This is a genomic window from Vagococcus salmoninarum (assembly GCF_003987495.1).
GTDB lineage: Bacteria > Bacillota > Bacilli > Lactobacillales > Vagococcaceae > Vagococcus_D > Vagococcus_D salmoninarum.
In genome coordinates, this window is record NZ_NGJU01000001.1 from 37,922 (window position 1) to 62,535 (window position 24,614).

The window sequence follows — 24,614 nt, forward strand, 5'->3', positions numbered from 1 at the left end:
AAGAAAGGAGGTAAATACGTGGCACTTTTTAAAGCAAGAAGTATAAAAAAAACAACAGGCGATCCATTTCTTGATAGTGTGGTTAGTCTGACAAGTGACAATCAATCAGACTTTACAAGTATTCGGGCATTAAGAAACAGTGACGTTTTTACAGCTATTAAAGTGATTGCCAGTGACATTGCGTCAAGTGAGTTACAACTTATCAAAAGTGGTTTAGTAGAGGAAGAAGCAAAATTATCTTATTTGATTAATGTTAAACCTAATCAATTGATGGACGGATGGCATTTTAAGTTTGCTTTAGCAGCTAATATGCTTTTAAACGGTAATAGTTTTGCTGAAATTATCCGAAATGGTGAAGAAGTTGCTGAACTACGATTGTTGCTTAATTCAGAAGTAAGTTTAATTCAAAATGAAAATGGCACACTGACTTATGAGAAAAAAGAAGGCACTGCCAGTATAAAATTAGCTGCCCATGATGTGTTACATTTCAAGTATTTCTCACAAGATGGGATTGTTGGGTTGTCACCTTTACACAGTTTAAAAGATGAGTTGAATGTCCAAGAAGCAGGGAACAATACCTTGTATAATTTCTTCTCTAAAGGCGTAAACGGCAGCGGTATTCTAACCGTTCATAAGTCGGACTTAGATGGTAAGGCTAAAGAAGCAATCAGAAAGAAATTTGAAGAAGCTAACGGCTCAAACGATGGCGAAAACTCATTACGAACCATCATATTAGATGAAACGATGGACTATAAAACATTAGAGATTAATACAGAAGTGTTAAAGCTGGTAAATTCTAATGATTGGACGACTAAACAAATTGCTAAAGTGTTTGGCATTAGTACTGATCGTTTGGGAGTGGAGCAGCAACATTCAAGTAATGTTCAAGCTAATTTAATGTACTTGCAAAATACGCTCATTCATTTCTTCTCGGTCTTCACTACAGAAATTAGAAGCAAGTTATTAGATGATAAAAAGTTGAGTGTCCGTTTTAATGCGGATCGTTTACTTGAAACTGACCCGCAATCAGTCTTAGAAACCACAATTAAGGCAGTACAAGGCTCACTCTTAACCATTAATGAGGGGCGTAAAAAGATAGGGTTGCCAAAAGCAGATGGCGGAGACAGGCTACTAGTTAGCTTAAACTACACGCATTTGGACAACTTAGACACTTACCAATTTAGAAAGGAGAATACAGTAGATGAGTAAAGAAGTAGAAGAAAAACGGTTAACAGATGAAGCAGAATTAAAATCAAAAGAAGCAGCTGTACCGGACGAAACGGCAGCAGAGAGTGATCCCGAAAAAAAGGGGAAGATGATTAATGGGTATGCGTTGAAGTTTGACACACCTAGTAAAGATTTAGGAGGGTTTCAAGAGGTTATCACAAAAGATGCCTTAAAAGACACTGATTTATCTGATGTGGTTTTATTAGTGGGGCATGATTATTCTAAACCACTAGCTAGAGTCAAGAACGGTACATTGAAGCTAGAAGTAGATGAAACAGGCTTGAAATTTGAAGCGACACTTCCTAATACAAGTTATGCCAATGATGTGTATGAAAATATCAAAGCAGGTAATACTGATTCTATGAGTTTTGGTTTTAAAGTAGGTGAAGATGGGGATGAATTTGAAAAACGTGATGGTGAAGTTATCAGAAAAGTTAATTCAATTCAATCCTTATGGGAGTGTTCCATTGTGACCGTCCCAGCCTATGATGACACCAATGTAAAAGTAGACACTCGGTCATATGATCAGTTCTTAACAAAAAATACAGATAAAAAGAAAGAGGAAATTATTATGAAAAAAACATTAATTGACACAGAAAAAACAGAATTAAGAAGCTTTGAGGACTATATCCGTTCACACGGTGAAGTAAGAGACGGCTTAACTACCATTAATACGGACGTGGTTATTCCAAAAGATGTAACCGGTGAAGTCTTTGACCTAAAACGTGCCACAACGAACTTAGCCCAATTCGTGACAGTGAAACAAGTCTCAAATGGTGAAGGGAAGTACCCAGTAGCAACTAATCAACAAGCCATCTTAGCTACTAAAGCAGAACTAGCAGAAATTGCAGACATTGACGCTGATATGTTTACGCAAGTTGATTACAAAGTTGAAACACGAGCAGGCAAGATTGCCTTATCCAATGAAGTGGTAGAAGACGCCGTAGTTGATATTGTGGCAGAAGTGAAAGCTCAACTCACTCAGTTAGTCGATAATACTGACAACAAGCATATCATTGACTTGCTTAAAACATTCAAAAAAGTACCCGCAGCAAGTTTAGATGATTTAAAGAAAGTTTACAATGTGGAACTTGATCCAGCGTTAAATAAAATGATTATGACAAACCAAACAGGCTTTAATCACTTGGACACACTAAAAGATAGTGACGGACGTTATATCTTACAGCCTGATGTCACATCACCAAGTGGCTACTCATTGTTTGGGTCGCCTATGTTAGTTGTAAGTGATAAGCAACTAGCTAACAATGGTAAAGCTTTCCCAATGATTATGGGTGACTTAAAACAAGCGGTATTCGTGGCCAGACGTAACCAAGTAACAACTCAATGGGAGAAATTTGATTACTACTCTCAAGGTCTAGCGGTCATTGTCCGTAATGACTACAAGAAAATAGATGGAGAAGCGGCACGTTATATTGAATTTACCCCAGCAGTAGGCGAATAAAAAAATAAGGTGTGTACTTAGCGGTACGCACCTTTATTTGATTATCTATATGTGGCGATGTCGCCGCATTTGAAAGGAGATTAATATGTTAGAATTACAAGATATTAAAAACAGTTTAAGAATTGATCACACGATGGACGATAAAATGATTGAAGGTTTAATCATGACGGCTAAAGAATATGTTATTAGCGCCATTGATTCGAGCGATAAAGAAGGCGTTATAGAGGGCTACGAGCAATTCGAGTGGTCTGTCAGTTTATTAGTCCAACATTGGTATTTGAACCGTCAAGAAGCCAGTAGTGAACGATTACCAGTCACTGTACAAGCTATGATTCAACAAATGCGAGGTGCTTATTATGGCACTCATTAATAACGTTAGTGAGCTTAATGAAAGGATTGATATATTAGAAATAAAACCAAGTGGTGGTTTCGAGCCGGGCGAAGATGAGCCAATAATTTTACATTCATGTTGGGCAATGATTAAAACAAGTATGATAAAGGATATATATGTAAATAATGGAACGGCATACGAGGGAACGACTACATTTGTAATCAGAAGTGGTCAACCTATTATTATAACAAATAAATTAAAAATAAGATGGAAGCAACAAGACTATAATATTGTGACGTATAACCCAGATACAAGCAGAAAAGAATTTGATGTGATTATCGGGAAGGAATATAAATAGGAAAGACACACTCTTAACAGGGTGTGTTTTTTTGTGTATAATTATTTTAAGGAGTGATCAAGTGAAAAACAGAAAAGAAATAAGATATCAAGAGTTTCTGGGTGGGATGATAGGTGGAATTATAATTATATTGGTGTTCGGGGTAAGGTATACCTTAGAAGGCTCATTAGTAGAATGGTTGAGTGCTATTGGCACTCTAGGAGCAGTTATTATATCACTTTGGTTAGCAAGGGATAATAAAAATTATTCTAATATAACTGGAGATTGTTTTGAATCAGTAATAGCATACGGTGATTATGATGACTATCAAAAATTTATTAGTATAGAAGATTTTGAGAAAGCGGAGAAATTACTTTTTGAGGGGAAAATATTATTTTATAATCCTTCTGATTTTCCAAAAACAATATATAATTTAAAAATGAGGTATGAATTTATAAATCAAAATAATGAAAGCTTAGATACTATGAATGAGTTACGTGATGATAAACGAAATGTAATAGACTACATTAGCTTATCGCCAAGGGAGACAAAAGTATTACAGGTTAAGCAAGTTTTAAATAAACAAGATGTTCAAAATGAGTTTCATTACTACTTTTTTAATGCTAGGAAAATATATATTGAGGGGCAAAATGAAATGAAAGAAGCAGTCTATATTAATGTTTTTATTAATAATGCCCCCAGCTAAAAAGCTATCTATATGCTATCTATTTGTAAAAACAGATACTAATAGATGAAATTTATATATTGTAAATGTCACTATGAAGCTCTATTTAGCAGTATTTACGATTACTTAAAAGTGTTTTCCTTAGATGGAAGGCAGTGTTGGCTAAAGCCTTTTTTAGCACTAGAAACGTTGATTTATCAATGTTTCTAGTGCTTCTTTTTTTCGTAAAAGCAAACTAACTACAAAACTAACTACAACAGCGATTAAAATAAATATTTCTCTTTTTCAATGAATTGTGCGAATTGATCTGCACTGCGTTCTTCACGTTCAGGATAGAAGTAGTTATAGACCTGACGAGTCATTTTAGAATCTTTATGACCAACTCGGTACATAATATCCTCTAAGTTCATATCAGCCATTGCGCAAAGAGAGACATGTGTTTTTCTAAATTCATGAAGTGTAATTCGTTTTAAGTTGTACTTAGTCGCTATGACATCATACCAGTCATTTGGCTGACCGGGGCGACAAAAAAGATTATCTTTATTAGGGAAGACTAGCTGATGCTTATTCGTTGCTCTAATTCCCAAAACCTTAAACTCAAACTGCTGTCTAGTTCGCCATTCCTGTAACATAGCCATCGTTTCTAAATCAATTGAAATATTCCTTTTACCGGCATTTGTTTTGGCGCTTTGACTGGCTACTTTAGTTTTTTTAGATTTTGGATCGTACTCAACTTCTGCCAATGTTTTACTGATTGTTAATTTGTTGTTATCAAAATTAATATCGTTCCATTCTAAGGCAAGTATTTCAGATTTTCTTGCACCAGTGTAGGCTAAAATACGAAAATAGGTTTCGATTTTCATATTGCCATGTTTTTTACAAGACTCCAAGAAAATAGCTAATTCTTTTGGTGTATAAACAGTCATTGTTTCTGTAGCGACTAAATGTTCATCAATTTCTTGACGTTTGATTGGTTCAGTTTTACGCATGGGATTTTCAAGAATCAATTCCTGTTGAACACCATATTGTAAAATTTGAGCAACAGCCCTGCGGAAATAATAAGCTTGCTTATAACCATCTCTTATCCAGCGACGATTGACTTGAGTACAAAATCGGACTGAAATGTCTTTAAGCATTTTATTTCCGAAGTATTCAAGTGCATGATCTTCAATCGCTCTTCTTGTTATCATGATAGTAGATGGTTTTACTTTTAAACGATATTGTTCAATAAATTCTTCATAAAGCTCTTTAAACGTAATATTACCATTCATCTTTAACTTATTTTTATCAAAATCAAGTTGTAACTGTCGATAAGTTTGCTGGGCTTCTTTTTTTGTTTGGAAACCACTTCTAGTAGTGCGTACTTCTTCACCAAATTCCGTTTTTCCAAGGTAACATTGGAATTTCCAAAGCTTTTGATTATACTTAGTGTATTGTTTAAAAGATACTGACATATAAAATCTTCCTTCCTAATTCATTATTTGGATTAGGATATTTTGTTGTTTGTAAGATTTTAATATTCGTTTTTATTCCCTATTTATGTTCAGCGCTTTTTAATTGATTTAAAACGTTCTTTAAGTCTTCTAGGTCATATAAATGTTGTCTCCCGATAATAACCGCTTCTAAACCGTTTAGATGAAGCATTTTTAACGTGTCGAAACCAATATGCAGCTCTTTCATTAAGGTTTGTTGGTTCACATATCTACCAAGAATCAAAGGTACTTTATCAGGAGTATTCATAGGCAATTTCCTTTCTGAGACTAATAGAATATTCAAAATTAATCAATAAAATTTTATTCAACCTTTCTTTCAGATATAGTATATGTTTCAAGGGATGCGAGCTAGAAGCAAATACTGTATATTGATTATAAGACTTCCAGCTCCCATTTCCTAGAAAAATATTGATGAGTTAAAATCTTACTTCTTACAAATATCGTTTTGATTTTATAAATTGGATAAATAGAAATATGTGTTTAAGCTTCAATATCTTAAATAGTTATCTGTAAATTTGTCTCTTTTCTTCTATCAAATTATCTTTTGTCAAAAGATATCATAGGAGTTTCACCTCTCCCCAGTTTATGGCGAGCTTTACAGAAGTATCATTATATTCTTTGCATGTCGTGGCAGTAGGTGACAAGTCTACTTTGCTTGAAAAAAATCGCTCGCAATAAAATACACGGTCATGGCGCTTTTCAAGCGTTGCTCAATACAAAGAAAACGTATTTGATAGAAGATTATTCAATTATCAAAGAACAATGTTTCTATAAGTAAATTGGAAAAAGAAGAAATAAAAGCAACATAATTCTGATTTTTTTCAAAAAAGATAGAAAAGAGACAGGCAAAGTAGCCTGTCTCTCTAATTTAACCAAGGTATTTTTCTGGATCAAAATTGCGGACTATTTTTATAAAAGTTTCAGTTAAGTTTTGAAAGCAATCTTCATCCAAATAGCCTTGTCTGGATGCTTCTTTAATTAGCAAGGGCTTGAAATCTTTAAGTAACAATTCCATAGCTTGTTCATCCCCTTTTTTGGCTTGTTCAATTAGTGGTAAGAAATTTTTCATTATATCCCCCCTTCCTTAATGTTAGGTGAAAGAAGGAAGGGGGAGCACGATTGTTACACCATTGATTATCTTTTTAAAAATACCTCAAGTTTTTTTAATAATCTTTTTCTGAATATAGAGACTCCTTGACGGCTGATATCAAAAATTCGGGCAATTTCACTATCTGTTTTACATTGAATATATTTTTCATAAAGTAGTTTTTTTTCTTTGAAGTTTAGTTGTTCAATAGCCCTAGATAGCGCTTCGTTCTCAGCGAAATTTTCTAGATTCATAATTTCAGATTCTGAGATAAAATCAAGAGATAAATAAGATTCGGATATACTGCTTCTCATAATATCTTCTAATGAATCAGTTGGAAAGTAGGTATGAGAATATTTTTGTTTCTTTTTTAGGCAAGCACTGGCAGAATTTTTAATAGATTGCTGTACATAACTAACAAATAAATAGTTAACTTCAACTTCTGATTTCATGATTGAATCATCCTTTACTAATTATTTAATTTATACTGCCAGTAACCTCGAGTCACTTTCTCGACGTTTATAGAAGAATCTGAATTCATTCTTGGTAAAATATTGTTCGTCAAATTTGAGTAGTTGATAGATAGTTGAAAATCATTAATCAATTTTTCATATATTTGTTTATTACTTAGTGGCACACCATGACTTTTAAGAAGATGAGAAATTTGTAATGCTATTTTTGAGTAAGGAAGGTAGGATTTTCCTTCTTTTTTTGCTAATAAGTACTTAGCGTTCTCAATATCTTCTTTTTTAATATGATTTTGTCTCATTGTCGAATATTCATTATTTTCGTGAACATTCGTGTTAGTTTGACTAAGCTCATTTAATCGCTCTTTTAAGTCAAAATATTGTTCAGTTAGTTGTCGTCTTTCAGTCATAATTGCTTGCATAAGATGGTAAATGACTTTTTTTTCTTCTGAAATATTCATGTTTTCTCCTTTCAAATTAGGTATTCAACAATAAATTGAAATACCTAATGGAAAAAGCAACAAATATTATATATTGACAACACATAGATTCTCATCTATATTATACATAGATGTCCGTCTATATGAAAGGGTGAGGCGTATTGAAATGAAAAGACTTAGTTGATATCAAAAAAGTATAAAAATAAACAGTAGTCTTAAGGGAGACAATCTCCTTATTTTTTTGAGCATCACATAGATGTGCATCTATGTGGTTGAGGAAGGGATAAAATGAAATCATTAGTTTTATTTGAGTCAGAGATGTGTTGTGGTATCAAGATGACAGGAGCAGAAGTAAATAAAAATCTATTATATTTGAGCCCAACATTACAGAAAATTCAACGAGAAACAAATTACGAAGTGGAGCGTCATAGCTTAACAATTGAACCAAATGTATTTTTGGAAAATGAGGAAGTCAAATCATTAATAGATAAAAATGGCATTAGTGTCTTACCGATAACCATTGTGGATGGAGAGGTAAAAAAGTTTGGTGCCTATCCCTCATTAAAAGAATTTGAAAATTTTACAGGTGTAAATGAATAAAAATTTAGGAGGAAATATCATGGAAATGTATCAACCAGAGGCAATTCATTTAACGAAATATCTATTTTTCACAGGTAAAGGAGGCGTTGGGAAAACTTCTACAGCTAGTGCTACAGCAACTTATCTAGCTGACAAAGGGAAACAAGTCATGTTGGTTAGTACCGACCCAGCAAGCAATTTGCAGGATGTCTTTGAATTAGAACTCTCAAATAAAGGGACTAAAATTCCTAATGTAGAAGGTTTAGTTGTCGCCAACTTTGACCCTGTGGAGGCGGCTAATGACTATAAAGAAAGTATTGTAGGACCTTATCGTGGTAAATTGCCAGATTCAGTTTTGGAAAATATGGAAGAACAATTGTCAGGCTCTTGTACTGTAGAGATAGCCTCATTTAATGAATTTGCCAATTTTTTAACGGATAAAGAAGCCTCTACAAAATTTGATCATATTATTTTTGATACTGCCCCAACAGGTCATACTCTGAGAATGCTTCAATTACCTTCTGCTTGGAATAATTATTTAGATGAGAATGAGACCGCAACTGCTCCTTTAGGACAATTATCAGGTGCTGTAGACAAAAAAGAAATGTATGATCTAGCTGTTAAAACCTTAATTGACGGTCAGAAAACGACGTTGATGTTGGTAACGAGACCGCAAAAAACGTCTTTATTAGAAGCAGATAGAGCGTCAAAAGAATTGGAAGAAATGGGGATTAAAAATCAAGCATTAATTATTAATGGGGTACTGGAAGAAGCAACAGATAAAGTCTCTGAGGAATTTTATGCTATTCAACAGGAAGCATTAAAACAGATGCCAGCAAGTTTAGCTAAGTATCCAGAATATTTTGTACCATTACGTCCATATAATTTAACTGGAATTGAAAATATTAGAAAATTATTGAATGAACATCAAGAAGAACTATTGACGGGATCAATTAAACCAAAAGAATTTCCCCACTTACAAGCCATTGTGGATAATTTATATAAAACGGATAAAAAAGTTATTTTTACAATGGGTAAAGGTGGCGTAGGGAAGACGACGATAGCCGCAGCAATTGCAATGGCATTAGCGGATAAAGGGAAAAAAGTTCATTTAGCAACGACTGATCCAGCAGCACATCTTCAATTTGTTATTTCAGAAACTGACAAAATTAGCGTGAGTCATATTGATGAAGAAAAAGAACTAGCAGATTATCAGTCTGAGATATTAACAAAAGCTCGTGAAACAATGTCAGAAGAAGATGTGGCATATGTTGAAGAAGACTTACGTTCCCCTTGCACACAAGAGATTGCTGTTTTTAGAAAGTTTGCGGAAATAGTTGAAGGAGCAGATAGTGATGTTGTTGTGATTGATACCGCACCAACAGGTCATACACTATTGCTATTAGATTCAACACAAAGCTACCACAAAGAGAATGAACGTTCTTCTGGAGATATACCCGAGTCTGTTCAAAAGCTACTGCCTAAGTTACAAAATGGGGATGAAACAGAAGTAGTAATGGTCACATTACCCGAAGCAACACCTGTTTATGAATCAATTCGATTAAAAGATGACTTGGAGAGAGCGGGAATCGCTCGTACTTGGTGGGTAGTGAACAATAGCATGCTTTCTAGCGGAACAACGAACCCAATGCTTTTAGCAAGAGCACAAAATGAAGAAGTTTGGATTGATAAGGTAGCAGAGCTGTCTAACAATCATTACGCAGTGATTGAATGGAAAGCTGAGGATATTTCAGGAGATGCTTTAAGAGATATTTTATAATTTACGAGATAACTCATATTTTACTCATTGACAAAACATAGATAAAGTTCTATATTAAATATAGATGAACATCTATATGGAGGTGAGAATATGGATTATTTAGGATTATCAAAAATTATGAAGGCAATTGCAGAGCCTAATAGACTTCAAATATTAGATATGATTTCAACTGGTGAAAAGTGTGCATGTGATATTTTGGATAATTTTGATTTTACTCAGCCGACACTATCACATCATATGAAGGTTTTAATTGAGGCGGGAGTAGTAACCGCACGTAAGGAAGGCAAATGGCAATATTATTCTCTGGTAACAGAGAACATTGAAGAATTTCAAGAATTAATACATCAGATATTGAATATAAAACAAAAAGAAGGAGTTATGTAAAATGAGTAAAGTATCGTTGTATGAACCAGCAATGTGTTGTGACACAGGAGTTTGTGGTCCCGGAGTAGATACAGAATTGCTTCGAGTTTCCTCTATTATTCAAACATTGGAAAAAGCCGATGGTGTAGAAGTAGAGCGTTTTAATTTAACAGGTAATCCTGCGGCATTCATAGAAAATGAAAAAATTGGGGAGTTGTTACAGTCTAAAGGAGCCGACATACTACCAGTTGTTTTATTAGATGGTGAAATTGTGAAAATGGCTGGTTATCCGTCAAATGAGGAGTTTAGTGTCTATACTGGTGTTAATTTCTCAGAGGATAAGAAAGAAGAACAATCAAATAGTTGCTGCTCTCCATCATCTGGATGTTGCTAAACGAAGAAACTAAAGCTTATGAGAAGAAATTCTCATAGGCTTTTTTATTAAGTGAGACAGAATCTATTGACAATAGATAGATGAACATCTATATTATATATAGAAGAACTTCTATGTATGGAGGGATGAAAGATGGATTATGAATTAACAGCAAAAGTTTTTAAAGCATTAGGAGACCCAAAAAGAGTTCAAATTGTGGATATGCTCTCTTGTGGTGAGCGTTGTGCATGTGATTTATTAGAGCATTTTGAATTTACGCAACCAACGCTTTCCCATCACATGAAAGTGTTAATGAATGCAGGGATTGTTCAAGCCAGAAAATCAGGGACATGGCACAACTATTCATTGAATGCGGAGAATATGAAAGTATTATCTGGTGTTATTCAAACAATAATTCAAAACACAGATGACTGTATTTGTCATACGATTGATAATGCTGCATGTTCTTGTGAGGGTAAAGGGAGAGTAACAGCTACAAAGAAAGTAACAACTGCTTAGAATGATGATGTTAAATTTAAAGGAGGAAACCAAACATGAAATTGTACCAACCAGATCAGCTACCATTAACAAAGTATCTATTTTTTACAGGAAAGGGAGGTGTTGGTAAAACAACGACTGCTTGTGGCACTGCTACTTATTTAGCAGATAGTGGGAAAAAAGTTATGTTAGTCAGTACCGATCCAGCAAGTAATTTACAAGATGTTTTTCAAACAGAATTAACAAATAAAGGGAAAGAAATTCCAGAAGTTCCGGGATTAACTGTAGCAAATTTTGATCCAGTAACAGCAGCTGATGACTATAAAGAAAGTGTTGTAGGACCATTTAGAGGGAAACTACCTGATTCTGCTTTAGCGAATATGGAGGAACAATTATCTGGTTCTTGTACAGTAGAGATTGCTGCCTTCAATGAATTTTCTGGTTTTTTAACTGATCCAGAAGCAGAGAAAAAGTATGACTATATTATTTTTGATACCGCACCAACAGGTCACACGTTAAGGATGTTACAGTTACCGTCTGCATGGAGTAATTTTATGGATGAAAATACAACAGGAGCTTCATGCTTAGGTCAATTATCTGGTTTAGGTGATAAAAAGGAAATTTATGAGCATGCTGTAGCCACATTAGCTGATGGAGCAAAAACAACTTTAATGCTTGTAACTAGACCACAAAAGGCACCACTTTTAGAAGCAGATCGAGCTTCTAAAGAATTACAAGAGATAGGCATTGAAAATCAAGTTTTATTAGTGAATGGCGTCTTAGAGGAAGCAACAGATAAAGTATCTCAATTGATTTATGATGGACAACAAGAAGCGTTGGCACAAATGCCAGATAGTTTGAAAGCTTTTCCTGAGTACAGTATTCCTTTACGTTCTTACAATGTGACTGGTGTTGAAAATCTACGCCAATTGTTGAAATCCAATCAAGGTGAATTTTTAACTGAAATAGTCACACCAAGAGCATTTCCTAGATTGAAAGACATCGTGAATGAGTTGCATCAATCTGGTAAAAAAGTGATTTTTACAATGGGTAAAGGTGGCGTTGGGAAAACGACTATTGCTGCGGCAATTGCCACTGGTTTAGCAGATAAAGGCAAGAAAGTTCATTTGGCTACAACCGATCCAGCTGCTCATTTACAATTTGTGATTTCTGAATCCGATCAAATCAAGGTGAGTCATATCGATGAGGACAAGGAATTAGCAGATTATACAGAAGAAGTATTAAGCAAGGCTCGTGAAACGATGTCACCAGATGATGTTGCTTATGTAGAAGAAGATTTACGTTCGCCTTGTACACAAGAAATCGCTGTATTCAGAGCTTTTGCAGAGATTGTGGATGATGCCGATTGTGATGTGGTAGTTATTGATACCGCACCAACAGGACATACATTACTATTACTTGATTCTACCCAAAGCTACCATAAAGAAGTAGAGCGGACATCTGGTGAAGTACCAGAATCAGTGAAACGTCTCTTACCTCGTTTGCAAGATGGAAAAGAAACCGAAGTGGTCATGGTCACTTTACCTGAAACAACACCTGTTTATGAATCTATGCGACTACAGGAAGACTTGGATCGAGCAGGCATTGCTCATACATGGTGGGTCGTGAATAACAGTATGTTAACAAGTGGTACAACAAATCCAATGTTATTAGCCCGAGCACAAAATGAAAATACATGGATTGATAAAGTAGCAGAATTATCTAATAATCATTATGGGGTTGTAGAATGGCATGCAGAAGAAATCTCTGGAGAAGCACTACACAATATATTGAATTAGAAGCATTTTATTTTTTTTATTGATAGATAGAAATTTTTCTATCTATCATGCACTTATTTGAATTTTATGATGGAGGAAGATGATGATGGAAAAAGAAGAACAAAAAGGATTGGGAATATTTGAAAAATATTTAACGCTTTGGGTGGCTTTGTGTATGGTTACGGGTGTTTTAATTGGGAAATATTTGCCAGCTGTTCCAGCAACTTTAGGGAAATTCGAGTATTATCAAGTATCTATTCCAACAGCAATCTTAATTTGGTTGATGATCTATCCGATGATGTTGAAAATAGATTTTACTAGTATTGTCAATGCAGCTAAAAAACCTAAAGGTCTGATTGTAACCTGTACAGTGAATTGGTTAATTAAGCCATTTACGATGTATGCCATTTCAGCATTTTTCTTTTTCGTTGTATTTAAAGGGATTATCCCAAATGATTTAGCCAAAGAATATGTTGCAGGAGCAGTATTGTTAGGTGCGGCACCCTGTACTGCAATGGTCTTTGTTTGGAGTTACTTAACCAAAGGAGATCCAGCTTATACATTAGTTCAAGTTGCGATTAATGATTTAATTATTTTAGTGTTGTATGCGCCAATCGTTGCTATTTTATTAGGTGTTGGAAATGTAGCTGTTCCAATTAATACATTGATTTTGTCGACTGTTTTATTCGTAGTGATTCCACTTCTTTTAGGTGTTGTCACTCGAACATTCATCATAAAAAATAAAGGACTTCATTATTTTGAAACAGTATTTCTAAAAAAATTTGATAAGGTTACGATTATTGGGCTTCTCTTAACGCTAGTGATTATTTTTTCTTTTCAAGGTGAAAGAATCTTGAATAATCCACTGCACATTCTTTTGATTGCAATTCCGCTAACCATTCAAACACTATTTATTTTTGCTATTGCGTATACATGGGCTCGCTTTTGGAAGTTGCCTCATTCGATTGCTGCTCCGGCAGGCATGGTTGGAGCTAGTAATTTCTTTGAATTATCTGTAGCAGTAGCCATCTCACTATTTGGTTTACAGTCAGGGGCAACATTAGCAACAGTAGTGGGCGTATTGGTTGAAGTACCAGTCATGTTGCTATTAGTTAAAGTTGCGAATAGTACAGTTGGATGGTTTCAAAAAAATGAGTTACCTCAATCGTTAAGAAGCTAGTTTAAGAAGACTAAATTTATTACTTGGAGATGTTGATTGTGGCAGGTGTAACAAAAAAATTATCATTATTGGATCGTTATTTAACCCTCTGGATTTTTCTTGCAATGGGCTTTGGTATTGGATTAGGTTATTTTGTACCAGAGGTTGTGACAGGAATAAATAAACTGGAAGTTGGAACAACTTCTATACCTATTGCGATAGGCTTGATATTAATGATGTATCCACCGTTAGCTAAGGTGAAATATGAAGAGATGTGGCGTGTCTTTAAAGATTGGAAGGTTTTATTATTATCACTTTTCCAAAACTGGATTGTCGGTCCCATTTTAATGTTTATTTTAGCTGTTGTCTTTTTACATGATTATCCTGAATATATGGTGGGGTTAATTATGATTGGTCTGGCTCGTTGTATTGCAATGGTAATTGTGTGGAGTAACTTAGCTCAAGCGGACAATGAGTATACGGCAGGATTAGTGGCGTTCAATTCCATTTTTCAAATTATCTTTTATTCAGTGTTTGCCTATATTTTTGTGACAGTTATTCCGGGATGGTTAGGCTTAGAAACGCATGCTGTTTCAATTGGAATGGGTGAGATTGCAACAAGTGTTTTCATTTATTTAGGTATTCCTTTCATTGCAGGCTTTTTATCTCGTTGGATTCTAATAAAGAAAAAAGGAAAGAAATGGTATGAAGAAAAATTCATTCCTAAAATTAGTCCAATTACATTGGTTGCCTTATTATTTACAATTGTTGTGATGTTCTCCGTTAAAGGAGAAAAAGTCATTGAACTTCCAATGGATGTAGTAAGGATTGCCATTCCATTACTCATTTATTTTGTCCTTATGTTCTTTGTTTCATTCTTTATTTCTAAACGTATGGGAACCAGTTATCCAATTGCAGCTTCATTATCGTTTACCGCAGCGAGCAATAATTTTGAATTAGCAATTGCGGTAGCAGTTGGCGTATTTGGTATTAATTCAGGGGAAGCCTTTGCAGCAGTAATTGGTCCACTAGTGGAAGTTCCGGTTTTGATTGGTTTAGTAAATGTAGCATTGAAATTTAAGCAAAAATATTTTAAGCAAACTTAAAAAAGGAATGAGGCATCTTTATGAAAATTGTGATTATTGGTTCAGTAGCAGCTGGGACAAGTGTGGCTGCAAAGGCTAGACGAAATACAGAGGAAGCAGAGATTGTTGTCTACGACCAAGACAAGGATATTTCCTATTCAATTTGCGGGATTCCTTATTATATAGGAGATGAAGTTGAAGAGTTAGATAAGTTGACCCCTAGAAATGCTGCATGGTTTAAAAAGCGTTATAATGTAGATATTTTTACAGAGCATCGAGTGACAGCTATTCATCCTGAAACTCAAACGCTTGAGGTTGAGAATCTTCAAACAAAGGAGAAGAAAACCGAATCCTATGATGAATTGGTTTTAGCAACAGGATCCAAACCGATTGTGCCAGAGATTTTTAAAGCACAGCAAGCTAATAGAAATCTTTTTCATGTTCGTACTATTCAAGATGCTGCTGCCATTCACTCATTTATTGAAAAAGAAAAGCCACAACAAGCTACTATTATTGGTGCAGGCTTTATTGGATTAGAAATGGCAGAGCAATTGGTTCATAAAGGAATAGAGGTAACTATTATTCAACGTGGCAATCAAGTCATGAAACAAATGGATGCTGATATGGCTTATCGTGTCCAAAAGGAGCTTGAAAAGAATCATGTTAAGCTCCAACTGAATACAACAATCACAAAAGTAATAGAGAAGGATGGCTATATTACTGAATTAGCAACCAATCAAGAGCAAACAATCAAATCGGATTTAGTCATTCTTGCAGCTGGTGTTACTCCGAATACTTCACTTATTCAATCGACAACTATTCAATTGGGAAAATCTGGTGCGATTAAAGTGAATAAGAAAATGCAGACAACGGTACCACATATTTATGCGGTAGGAGATGTTGCTGAGAGCTATTCTGTCATTACAGATAAACCAATATATCGTCCACTTGGATCAACTGCTAATAAGATGGGTAGAATTGCTGGTGATATCATCACAGGAGGAACACTGGAACATCGTGGTATTTTAGGAACTGGTATTGTTCGAGTTTTTGATTTAGCGGTTGCATATACTGGTTTAACAGAAAAAGAAGCTAAATTAGAAGGATTAGAGACAGCTATTCTTTATAATATTAAGCCAGATCATGCGGACTACTTAGGTGGAAAAGAGCTGACAATCAAAGCTTTAGCAGATAAAAGTAGCGGGAGAATTCTTGGAGCTCAGATTATTGGAGAGCAAGGTGTAGATAAACGAATTGACGTAATTGCCACTGCAATTTCATTTGGTGCAGTAGCAGAAGATTTGTTCCATTTAGACCTTGCTTATGCACCACCATTTGCGACAACGAAAGACCCCGTTCTTTATACTGGAATGGCGTTAGATAATGCAATAAGCAATGGAACACCTTTAATGACCCCAACTGAATTGATTGAGCGACAAGCAAGTGGAGAACAACTGCAAATTATTGATACTCGTTCCAAAAAACAATATGAAATTTCTTGTGTTAAAGGGGCTATCCATATTCCATTAGCAGAAATACGTGATAGAGTGGCGGAGCTAGATAAAAATGTAACAACAATCACGTATTGTAATAAGGGCGTAACTGGAAATGCTGCTCAAAATATCCTGTTAAACGAAGGATTTAAAGAAGTCTATAATTTATCTGGAGGAAATAAAAATTACCAGATAATTGCCCAAATGCTCGCCTCTAACTGATTTAATGATGAAGGGATTAAATAGATGACAGAAGAAAAAAGAGCGCTGGCAAGACTTGCTGGTATCTTGGGAGCTTTCCTCGCTGCCAAACTATTAAACTATCAAATAAATGTTAGTATATTTGTAAATTTTGTTATAATTGTTGTGGTTCTATATGTTTTAGCTAAAAAAAGAGAATCTAAAGCTAAAGAAGACAGAAAATAGTTTGTCGCAAATGCAGTTGCACCTTGACTGCATTTGTTTTTTGACAAAAGAAATATGAGTAAGGAGGTAATGAGTAAATGAGCTATGCACTAGATTTAAAAGGCTTAAAAAAAGTATATGCGACCGGTGTTGAGGCGCTGCGTGGTATTGATTTAACTGTAGAAGAAGGAGATTTTTATGCACTGCTAGGTCCAAACGGTGCTGGAAAATCAACAACAATTGGAATTATTACCTCACTTGTTAATAAGACTGCTGGTCAAGTAAAGGTTTTTGATTATGATATTGATAATGATTTAGAGCGAGCAAAGCAACAGATTGGTCTTGTGCCGCAGGAATTTAATTTTAATCCGTTTGAAACGGTTCAACAAATTGTAGTAAATCAAGCAGGATATTATGGTGTCTCAAGAAAAGAGGCACTGAAACGTAGTGAAAAGTATTTGAAGCAGTCCAATTTATGGGAGAAAAGAAACGTTCGTGCCCGTATGTTATCTGGAGGGATGAAACGAAGACTTATGATAGCTCGAGCATTAATGCACGAGCCACGTCTGCTAATTCTTGATGAACCAACTGCTGGAGTGGACATTGAGCTTAGAAGAGAAATGTGGGCATTTTTAAAAGAGTTAAATGAAAGTGGCACAACAATCATTCTTACAACTCATTATTTAGAAGAAGCAGAGATGCTTTGTCGTAACATTGGAATTATTCAATCAGGTGAGCTAATTGAGAATACAAGTATGAAAGCACTTCTATCAAAACTACAATATGAGACTTTCATTTTTGATTTAGATAGCTACGACAAAAAGCCTGTGATAAAAGGTTATAAGCACTTTTTTGAAGATGATCTAACACTTGCTATAGAAGTTGAACGAAATCAGGGAGTTAATAATATTTTTGAGCAGCTCAATCAGCAAAATATCAAGGTTCTTTCTATGCGCAATAAATCAAATAGATTGGAAGAGTTGTTCTTAAAAATTACCGAAGACAAACATCAAAAGGAGGAGAAAAATGTTTAGTATCTACTTTACAGCACTTAAAAGCTTAGCAGTTAAGGAAACCAACCGTTACCTACGGATATGGGTACAAACTTTAGTGCCTCCTGTTATTACGACCTCATTATATTTTGTTATTTTTGGAAAAATGATTGGTGGTCGTATTGGTGATATGGGCGGCTTCTCCTATATGGAATTTATTGTACCAGGTTTAATTATGATGTCTGCAATCACAAGTTCTTACGCAAATGTTTCTTCATCTTTCTTTTCTCAAAAATTCCAAAAGAATATTGAAGAGCTATTAGTTGCACCTGTACCCACACATGTTATTATTTGGGGATTTGTTATTGGTGGACTGGGTAGGAGTATCTTAGTTGGGACATTGGTTACAGTCATTTCTCTATTTTTTGTTCCACTTCATGTTTATTCATGGTTTATTGTGGTGATTACATTATTGATGACTGCAATTTTATTTTCATTAGCAGGCTTAATTAATGGTGTTTTTGCACAATCTTATGATGATGTTTCAATTGTACCAACATTTGTTTTACAGCCATTAACTTATTTAGGTGGTGTATTTTACGCCATTTCAATGCTACCACCTTTTTGGCAAGGAGTTTCAAAAGTCAATCCTATCGTTTATATGATTTCTGGGTTCAGATACGGTTTTCTTGGGACAACTGATGTGCCACTCGTCATTTCTATAACGATTCTAATTCTTTTTATTATCATCCTTTATTCTGTTTGTTGGTATCTTGTTGATAAAGGGAAAGGGCTGAGAAGCTAGTAAAGAAGGAATATCAAAGGTTGAGAGAGTAAAAATTAGATTATTAAACAGTAAAAAGATAGAAACTTATTTGTATTTCAATAATAAGCTTCTATCTTTTTTAATTTTAATGTCATCAAACGAATTAATTGAACAACAAATGATTGGAACAGGATTCAAATATTGAAACTTTTTCTAAGAAATTGCATATAGCGAAAATGACAAAGCTTGCTGTCTGTATAAGTTAGTATCGGAACAAGGGAGCGTTCATAGACAATTGTATGGAATCAACATTGACATAATAAATTTGAAAGGCTACAATACAGTTGAGTGATTGCTCAATTGAAAGGGTGAGAAATATGAATAAACAAGAATTGATCTGTGATTGCGATGTTATACATAAAGAAGTTGTAGAGAAAGTGAAAGAAGTGATGCCTGAAAAACAAGCAATAACTAATTTAACTAGTTTATATAAGGCATTTGCAGATAAAACTAGATTGGAAATACTGTATGCATTACACGAGAGTGAAATGTGTGTTTGTGATTTGGCTGTGTTGCTGAATATGACGAAATCGGCAATTTCTCATCAATTAAAAACTTTAAGGCTCGCTAATCTGGTAAAAAACAGACGTGAGGGTAAGATTGTGTATTATTCACTTACTGACAAACATGTGTATGAAATTTTCGAACAAAGTTTCAAGCATGTAGCAGAATGAATCTGGAGGTCCCGATATGAAGAAAGAGTATATTTTAGAGGGGTTAACTTGTGCAAACTGCGCAGGGAAAATTGAGAATGACGTTAAGAAAATAAGCGGTATAGAAAATGTGACACTTAACTTAATGAATACGACGTTAGCATTTGATAAGAAAGATGACAACGGTCTTGATGAAGAAATCGAAAAAATCGTGCATACGTACGAACCAGAAGTTGGTGTTTTTCCTAAACAGGAATATAAAAAAGAACCAACAAAAAATTTGAGTCTTAAAGATAATAAGATTTTTCTTCGACTAGTAGTTGGTGCAATTATACTTATATTTGCAGTTATAGCCAACATGCAAGACGGTATAAATGATTGGTTGAAGTTAGCGTTATTCTTAATCAGTTATGCAATTCTTGGTGGAGATGTATTGTTAAAAGCAATTCGTAATATTTTTAAGGGCCAAGTATTTGATGAAAACTTCTTAATGAGTATTGCAACGATTGGAGCCTTTATCATTGGAGAAACCGCAGAAGCAGTTGCTGTTATGCTTTTTTATCAAATTGGTGAATTGTTTCAAGATATTGCCGTTAAGCGTTCTAAAAAATCAATTACAGATTTAATGGATATTCGACCAGATTATGCTAACTTGAAAGTTGGAAACGACATCAAGAAAGTAAAACCTGAAACAATAAAGATTGGTGATATCATTATTGTTAAGGCTGGCGAAAAAGTATCTCTTGATGGAATTGTCGTTGCTGGCGAATCCCTGTTAGATACAAAAGCATTAACAGGTGAATCGGTCCCACGAAAAACAAAAACTGGAGATAACGTATTGTCTGGTTGTATCAATCAGAGTGGTGTCTTAACGATTGAAGTTACAAAAACATTTGGTGAATCAACGGTGGCAAAGATTATTGATCTTGTTGAAAATGCTAGTAGTAAAAAAGCCCCCACTGAAAACTTTATCACAAAATTTTCAAGATACTATACTCCAGTAGTGGTAATTGTTGCAACCCTATTAGCAGTCATTCCTCCCCTATTCTTTGGTGGTGAGTGGTCTGATTGGGTAAATAGAGGGCTAATCTTTCTTGTAATCTCTTGTCCATGTGCATTGGTTGTTTCAATCCCGCTAGGTTTCTTTGGTGGAATTGGTGGTGCTTCTAAACATGGTATTCTAGTAAAAGGCAGTAATTTTCTTGAAGCCTTAAACAATGTTGATACAATTGTATTTGATAAAACAGGAACACTAACAGAGGGAGTATTTGAAGTCACTTCTATTAATACAAGCAATGGTTTTACAGAAGAGCAATTAATAGAGTATGGAGCAAAAGCAGAAACACTGTCTAATCACCCAATTGCTATGTCAATTAAGAAAGCTTATGGTAAAGAGATTGAACACAGTGAACTTGATTCTTATCAAGAAATTGCAGGACATGGAATTAGTGTATTGATTAAAGAAAAACCTGTTCTTGCAGGAAATGAAAAATTAATGAAACAGCATAATATTGAGTATATGTCGAACAGCGAAACAGGAACGGTTGTTTATATTGCTATTGATAATGTATTTGCTGGTTCAATTGTGATTTCAGATAAAATTAAAAAAGATAGTTTTGAAGCCATTCAATCACTTAAGAGTAAAGGTGTTCAAAAGACAGTCATGCTAACAGGTGATAATAAAGTGATTGCTCAAAATATTGCTAAAGAATTGTCATTAGATGAAGTTTATTCAGAATTACTTCCAACAGACAAAGTGGATATTTTAGAAAGACTTGAAAATGAGGAAGTTGACAAAGGAAAACTAGCCTTTGTCGGTGATGGAATCAATGATGCTCCCGTATTAGCAAGAGCAGATATCGGAATTGCTATGGGCGGTTTAGGGTCAGATGCTGCTATTGAGGCAGCAGATATTGTCTTAATGACCGATGAACCTTCTAAAATAGCAAAAGCCATTGATATTTCAAGTTTTACAAAGAAAATAGTATGGCAAAATATTATTTTTGCATTAGGTGTTAAAGCCATCTTTTTAACTCTTGGTGCATTCGGAATTGCAACAATGTGGGAAGCTGTATTTGCTGATGTTGGTGTATCTGTATTGGCGATTTTAAATGCTACACGTGTCATAAGATATAAATAATCAGAAGCAGATATTGTAAAAAGTACAATACCTGCTTCTTTATCTGAATAGTGTAAAGAATAATTTTTTAGTTGATTTTACAAAATTAAGCTGCGACAAATATAGTTGTGCGAACTAAAAACTCTTTCTCAAGTATTTTTAGTTTTAAAATTTATGGTGTTCCATACCCTATAATATAAGGGCTATTTTTTTCATAACTTAGTTTAGCAATCTTGTCTCCTGAATTACCTTCAATTGTATAAACAACTTCATTTTCTACTTTCTCCACGATTCCTACATGGTCGCTGACAGAATCACCATCCCAATCAAAAAAAATGATATTGCCACTTTTAGGCAAATTACCTTTCCCTAGCCATTGGTTTTTAGCTTTAAAATTTTCAATACCTGTTGGGCAATAAGCAAACCGTTCCATTTTAACACCAGCTTTTTCAGCATTATAAGAAACAAAAATGGCGCACCATTCAACACGTCCGTTGAAGCCATACCATTGCCAATACTTCATCCCTCCATCATGTGTTCCTTCATCCAATTCTTTAAGTGCTGAGTTTACAATAGCCGAATTTCCTTGACTATTATTGCCGGAAGTAGAAGTGGTGTACTGTTTAACAATTTGAGCGTAAAACATATTGCCATACGCATAACGATAATCATAGCCTAAGTTAACAGCTATAGGATTAGTGTAAGTAACTGTTTTTCCACCTGCTTGATTTTTTGAGAATTGAATCGCATTATCCAGAGAGTAGCTCTTACCTGAATGACTTAGAAAGCCACCTCCAAAATTATATGATTGTACAATATTTAAAACATCGTATTCTCGGTGTCCTTTCCACATATCTGCAAAATATTTTACGCCAACTTCAATGGATTCATTTGGATCTTGAATTGAATTAGGTGGCTTTCCTTGGCTTTCGGAACATTGCATTACATCGGGATATTTTTCTGAATTTCCCCCTGATTCTGCCATAATGATTCCTAATAAATAAGGAACCGCTTCGGAAATCTCATTTTTAGCAGCTTCTTTTGTGACTTTATCTTTCCAACGAAGCACTGCTTCTGGAAGGTTTTGTCCTTCTTCCGAGCCAGAGTTGGTAGTTGAAGAGTCACTTCCAGCAATGAGCATGAAAAATATAAAAAAGAAACCTGCCAGTAATAAAAGAGATAACTTACGTGGTTTCATAGGGCTGTTCCTCTTCTAATTCTGGAGTGCTATAGGCTTCCTGTCTTAAATGACTAATTTCTTTTTCAAGTTGCTTTGCTTCATGTTGTGTTACTGGAGATGGAGAAGGTGATGAAGGGGTTTCTTCTAGAGAAACATGTTCTATAGTTTCTGTTATCTCTTTATTCTCAACAACTTGTTCCACAGAAGTTTCAATTTCTTCCGCTAAAGGACTTGGTGCAATTAATGTATCATCAACTTCTTCCATTGGTAATACAGTTTCCGTTATAAAAGGTTCTGTACTTGTTTCAAAGTCTGATACGTTTTTAACAGGATAGTTTGGCAATTCTGCTGAATCTTTTACACCAACAGTATTTATAGGGAGCGTTTCTTCTTTGGATGTCATTGGATGTTCATCAAAAGCTGTTGCCGTTTTATCAAGAGAAGTTTCTTCTTCACCAGCTTGCACTAATAAATTATCCTGTAGTTCGTTTTGACGATAAGCGTGATCCAATTCTACTCCAGAACGAAGGTAATCATTTTCTGCGGCTTGTGTTTTATAGGCTTGTTCAGCATAGCGATTTTGCTGATCTTCTTTTTGTGCTCGTTGCTGCTGCCTTTCTTGAAGAGCTTGTTTTGGATTGAAAGAAAAGTCTTTTAACTCTGCTTTTCCTTTGATAAGTGAGCGAACGATTTGTCCTTTATTCTTCCAAATGAATAGACCTAATAAAACTTTTACGAACAGTCCAACAATCATTGTGACAATGTTTGTTACAACAAAAAAGGAATCTAGCAAATTTAGAATAGAGAACAAGAGACCAAAACCGAATCCAATCCCTATTTTTGAAGCAAACAGTGTTCCTAGTAACATGAATCCATTTTTTAACAGATGGTGCATGTTTGGAATCAAAGCTAAAAATAGTAGTGAGGGGAAGAGAAACAGAATTCCGTAAATTAATAGCTGGATTAAAATATTTGCAACCCCAATGATTAGTACCGCTGTTCCAATCACAATCAGCATAATAAATGTATTTAGTAAAACAGCTACTTTTTCGGTCATACGATCAGAGGTGAGATAAGAATTTTTTTCGGAGTCTTTTTTTATTTTATCTGCAATTTCGTCTGTCTTTTTTTGATTAAATGTTTCGCCACTTTTAACAAGATAGGATTCAAATTGCTCTTTTGATAAGTCAGTTTTCCCAAAATTGAGTAAAGCATAAGGTTTAATAACAAATTCATCAAAAATAAGATTTCGGATATTGCTTGTTCCATCTAATTGTTGGTTTGATCCGAGTAAGTTCTCTGAAATATTGCCATTGCCTTTTGTCAAACTACCACTTGTTAAATCAACTAATTGTCCTTGAACATTTTGAGATAGTATATTCACTTCTTGGATTTTGTTAGCACCATCCGAAAAGAAGGTCATACTTCCAACATAGATTAAAGTAAAAACACCAAATCGAATTAATGCTTTGCTGATTCCTTTTTCAAAAAAATCTTTCACTGAAATAACAATCACGAACGTAAAAAGGAGAATTCCTACAACACTGAATAACTTATTGTAAATAGCACCAGTAGTAGAGAATAAATCCGGTAATACTCCTTCTAATAAATTTAAACTAAAGAGTTTGTCTATCACATAATCTAATGCCAGAACAAGGTATTTGATTAAGCCAAAGGCAATATTGAGCAACGCATTTAGCACACTTTGTAAATTTTCATTGATGCTAAACCAGCCGCCTTTTTCAAAAAAGGATTGGAAACTGTCAATATCAAATAAATCTTTTAGTAACATAGCAGCTCCT

The 24,614-nt window shown here is 34.6% G+C and carries 26 protein-coding genes; 19 read left to right on the top strand and 7 right to left on the bottom strand.

The window, feature by feature from the left end; genetic code table 11:
• The first annotated feature begins 18 nt into the window (after positions 1-18).
• The 5 genes from CBF35_RS00195 (at position 19) to CBF35_RS00215 (ending at position 4,063) form a co-directional block, all read left to right on the top strand.
• The gene (locus tag CBF35_RS00195; RefSeq protein WP_126777899.1) at positions 19-1,209 is read left to right on the top strand and encodes a phage portal protein; all 1,191 of its coding nucleotides are present in this window, start codon (positions 19-21) and stop codon (positions 1,207-1,209) included.
• Positions 1,202-2,689, top strand: coding sequence for a phage major capsid protein (locus CBF35_RS00200; RefSeq protein ID WP_126777900.1), 1,488 nt, complete (start codon positions 1,202-1,204; stop codon positions 2,687-2,689). Before CBF35_RS00195 ends, CBF35_RS00200 begins: the two co-directional genes overlap by 8 nt.
• A gap of 85 nt (positions 2,690-2,774) precedes the next feature.
• Positions 2,775-3,059, top strand: a complete 285-nt coding sequence (locus CBF35_RS00205; RefSeq protein WP_126777901.1) for a head-tail connector protein — start codon at positions 2,775-2,777, stop codon at positions 3,057-3,059.
• Positions 3,046-3,378 carry a phage head completion protein gene (locus tag CBF35_RS00210; RefSeq protein WP_126777902.1) on the top strand — a complete coding sequence of 111 codons (333 nt, stop codon included), beginning with the start codon at positions 3,046-3,048 and terminating at the stop codon, positions 3,376-3,378. The genes CBF35_RS00205 and CBF35_RS00210 overlap by 14 nt, the downstream gene beginning before the upstream one ends.
• Before the next feature lie 61 nt (positions 3,379-3,439).
• Positions 3,440-4,063, top strand: a complete 624-nt coding sequence (locus tag CBF35_RS00215; protein ID WP_126777903.1) for a hypothetical protein — start codon at positions 3,440-3,442, stop codon at positions 4,061-4,063.
• Between the two features lie 242 nt (positions 4,064-4,305).
• On the opposite strand, the gene CBF35_RS00220 is transcribed toward CBF35_RS00215, so the two are convergent.
• The 5 genes from CBF35_RS00220 to CBF35_RS00240 form a co-directional block, all read right to left on the bottom strand.
• On the bottom strand, positions 4,306-5,496 hold the full coding sequence (locus CBF35_RS00220; protein ID WP_126777904.1) for a site-specific integrase: 1,191 nt from the start codon (positions 5,494-5,496) through the stop codon (positions 4,306-4,308).
• A 79-nt stretch (positions 5,497-5,575) separates the two neighbouring features.
• On the bottom strand, positions 5,576-5,782 hold the full coding sequence (locus tag CBF35_RS00225; RefSeq protein ID WP_003744413.1) for a hypothetical protein: 207 nt from the start codon (positions 5,780-5,782) through the stop codon (positions 5,576-5,578).
• 621 nt (positions 5,783-6,403) lie between these two features.
• A complete protein-coding gene (locus CBF35_RS00230) occupies positions 6,404-6,604 on the bottom strand; it encodes a helix-turn-helix domain-containing protein (RefSeq protein ID WP_002372173.1) in 201 nt (66 codons plus the stop codon).
• Positions 6,605-6,669: 65 nt separating this feature from the next.
• Positions 6,670-7,074: a sigma-70 family RNA polymerase sigma factor gene (locus CBF35_RS00235; RefSeq protein WP_002415733.1), complete on the bottom strand. Its 405-nt coding sequence runs from the start codon at positions 7,072-7,074 to the stop codon at positions 6,670-6,672.
• 17 nt (positions 7,075-7,091) lie between these two features.
• Positions 7,092-7,550, bottom strand: a complete 459-nt coding sequence (locus tag CBF35_RS00240) for a hypothetical protein (RefSeq protein ID WP_010783800.1) — start codon at positions 7,548-7,550, stop codon at positions 7,092-7,094.
• 267 nt (positions 7,551-7,817) lie between these two features.
• On the opposite strand from CBF35_RS00240, the gene arsD2 reads away from it, so the two are divergent.
• The 14 genes from arsD2 (at position 7,818) to cadA (ending at position 21,653) form a co-directional block, all read left to right on the top strand.
• Positions 7,818-8,129, top strand: coding sequence for an arsenite efflux transporter metallochaperone ArsD-related protein (arsD2, locus tag CBF35_RS00245; protein WP_003744430.1), 312 nt, complete (start codon positions 7,818-7,820; stop codon positions 8,127-8,129).
• A gap of 19 nt (positions 8,130-8,148) precedes the next feature.
• A complete protein-coding gene (gene arsA / locus CBF35_RS00250) occupies positions 8,149-9,888 on the top strand; it encodes an arsenite efflux transporter ATPase subunit ArsA (RefSeq protein ID WP_126777905.1) in 1,740 nt (579 codons plus the stop codon).
• 90 nt (positions 9,889-9,978) lie between these two features.
• Positions 9,979-10,272, top strand: coding sequence for an As(III)-sensing metalloregulatory transcriptional repressor ArsR (locus CBF35_RS00255; RefSeq protein ID WP_002333381.1), 294 nt, complete (start codon positions 9,979-9,981; stop codon positions 10,270-10,272).
• A gap of 1 nt (position 10,273) precedes the next feature.
• Positions 10,274-10,645, top strand: coding sequence for an arsenite efflux transporter metallochaperone ArsD (arsD, locus tag CBF35_RS00260; protein WP_003744436.1), 372 nt, complete (start codon positions 10,274-10,276; stop codon positions 10,643-10,645).
• 132 nt (positions 10,646-10,777) lie between these two features.
• On the top strand, positions 10,778-11,143 hold the full coding sequence (arsR, locus tag CBF35_RS00265; protein ID WP_003744438.1) for an As(III)-sensing metalloregulatory transcriptional repressor ArsR: 366 nt from the start codon (positions 10,778-10,780) through the stop codon (positions 11,141-11,143).
• A gap of 35 nt (positions 11,144-11,178) precedes the next feature.
• Positions 11,179-12,921, top strand: a complete 1,743-nt coding sequence (gene arsA / locus CBF35_RS00270) for an arsenite efflux transporter ATPase subunit ArsA (RefSeq protein ID WP_002333378.1) — start codon at positions 11,179-11,181, stop codon at positions 12,919-12,921.
• Between the two features lie 79 nt (positions 12,922-13,000).
• A complete protein-coding gene (gene arsB / locus CBF35_RS00275) occupies positions 13,001-14,080 on the top strand; it encodes an arsenite efflux transporter membrane subunit ArsB (RefSeq protein WP_003744447.1) in 1,080 nt (359 codons plus the stop codon).
• Between the two features lie 29 nt (positions 14,081-14,109).
• A complete protein-coding gene (gene arsB, locus CBF35_RS00280) occupies positions 14,110-15,165 on the top strand; it encodes an arsenite efflux transporter membrane subunit ArsB (RefSeq protein WP_003744449.1) in 1,056 nt (351 codons plus the stop codon).
• A gap of 20 nt (positions 15,166-15,185) precedes the next feature.
• On the top strand, positions 15,186-16,859 hold the full coding sequence (locus CBF35_RS00285; protein WP_010785419.1) for an FAD-dependent oxidoreductase: 1,674 nt from the start codon (positions 15,186-15,188) through the stop codon (positions 16,857-16,859).
• A 24-nt stretch (positions 16,860-16,883) separates the two neighbouring features.
• Positions 16,884-17,063, top strand: a complete 180-nt coding sequence (locus tag CBF35_RS00290; RefSeq protein WP_003744454.1) for a hypothetical protein — start codon at positions 16,884-16,886, stop codon at positions 17,061-17,063.
• A 77-nt stretch (positions 17,064-17,140) separates the two neighbouring features.
• Positions 17,141-18,076, top strand: coding sequence for an ABC transporter ATP-binding protein (locus CBF35_RS00295; protein ID WP_002372158.1), 936 nt, complete (start codon positions 17,141-17,143; stop codon positions 18,074-18,076).
• Positions 18,069-18,839, top strand: a complete 771-nt coding sequence (locus CBF35_RS00300; protein WP_003744460.1) for an ABC transporter permease — start codon at positions 18,069-18,071, stop codon at positions 18,837-18,839. The genes CBF35_RS00295 and CBF35_RS00300 overlap by 8 nt, the downstream gene beginning before the upstream one ends.
• Positions 18,840-19,177: 338 nt before the next feature.
• Positions 19,178-19,534, top strand: a complete 357-nt coding sequence (cadC, locus tag CBF35_RS00305) for a Cd(II)-sensing metalloregulatory transcriptional repressor CadC (protein ID WP_003744462.1) — start codon at positions 19,178-19,180, stop codon at positions 19,532-19,534.
• Between the two features lie 16 nt (positions 19,535-19,550).
• Positions 19,551-21,653 carry a cadmium-translocating P-type ATPase CadA gene (gene cadA, locus CBF35_RS00310; RefSeq protein ID WP_003744464.1) on the top strand — a complete coding sequence of 701 codons (2,103 nt, stop codon included), beginning with the start codon at positions 19,551-19,553 and terminating at the stop codon, positions 21,651-21,653.
• Positions 21,654-21,804: 151 nt separating this feature from the next.
• Here cadA and CBF35_RS00315 read toward each other — a convergent pair whose 3' ends face one another.
• Together CBF35_RS00315 and CBF35_RS00320 are read right to left on the bottom strand one after the other, a co-directional pair.
• Positions 21,805-22,830, bottom strand: coding sequence for a lysozyme family protein (locus CBF35_RS00315; RefSeq protein ID WP_010785418.1), 1,026 nt, complete (start codon positions 22,828-22,830; stop codon positions 21,805-21,807).
• Positions 22,817-24,604, bottom strand: a complete 1,788-nt coding sequence (locus CBF35_RS00320) for a CD3337/EF1877 family mobilome membrane protein (protein WP_003744468.1) — start codon at positions 24,602-24,604, stop codon at positions 22,817-22,819. The genes CBF35_RS00315 and CBF35_RS00320 overlap by 14 nt, the downstream gene beginning before the upstream one ends.
• Positions 24,605-24,614: the final 10 nt, after the last annotated feature.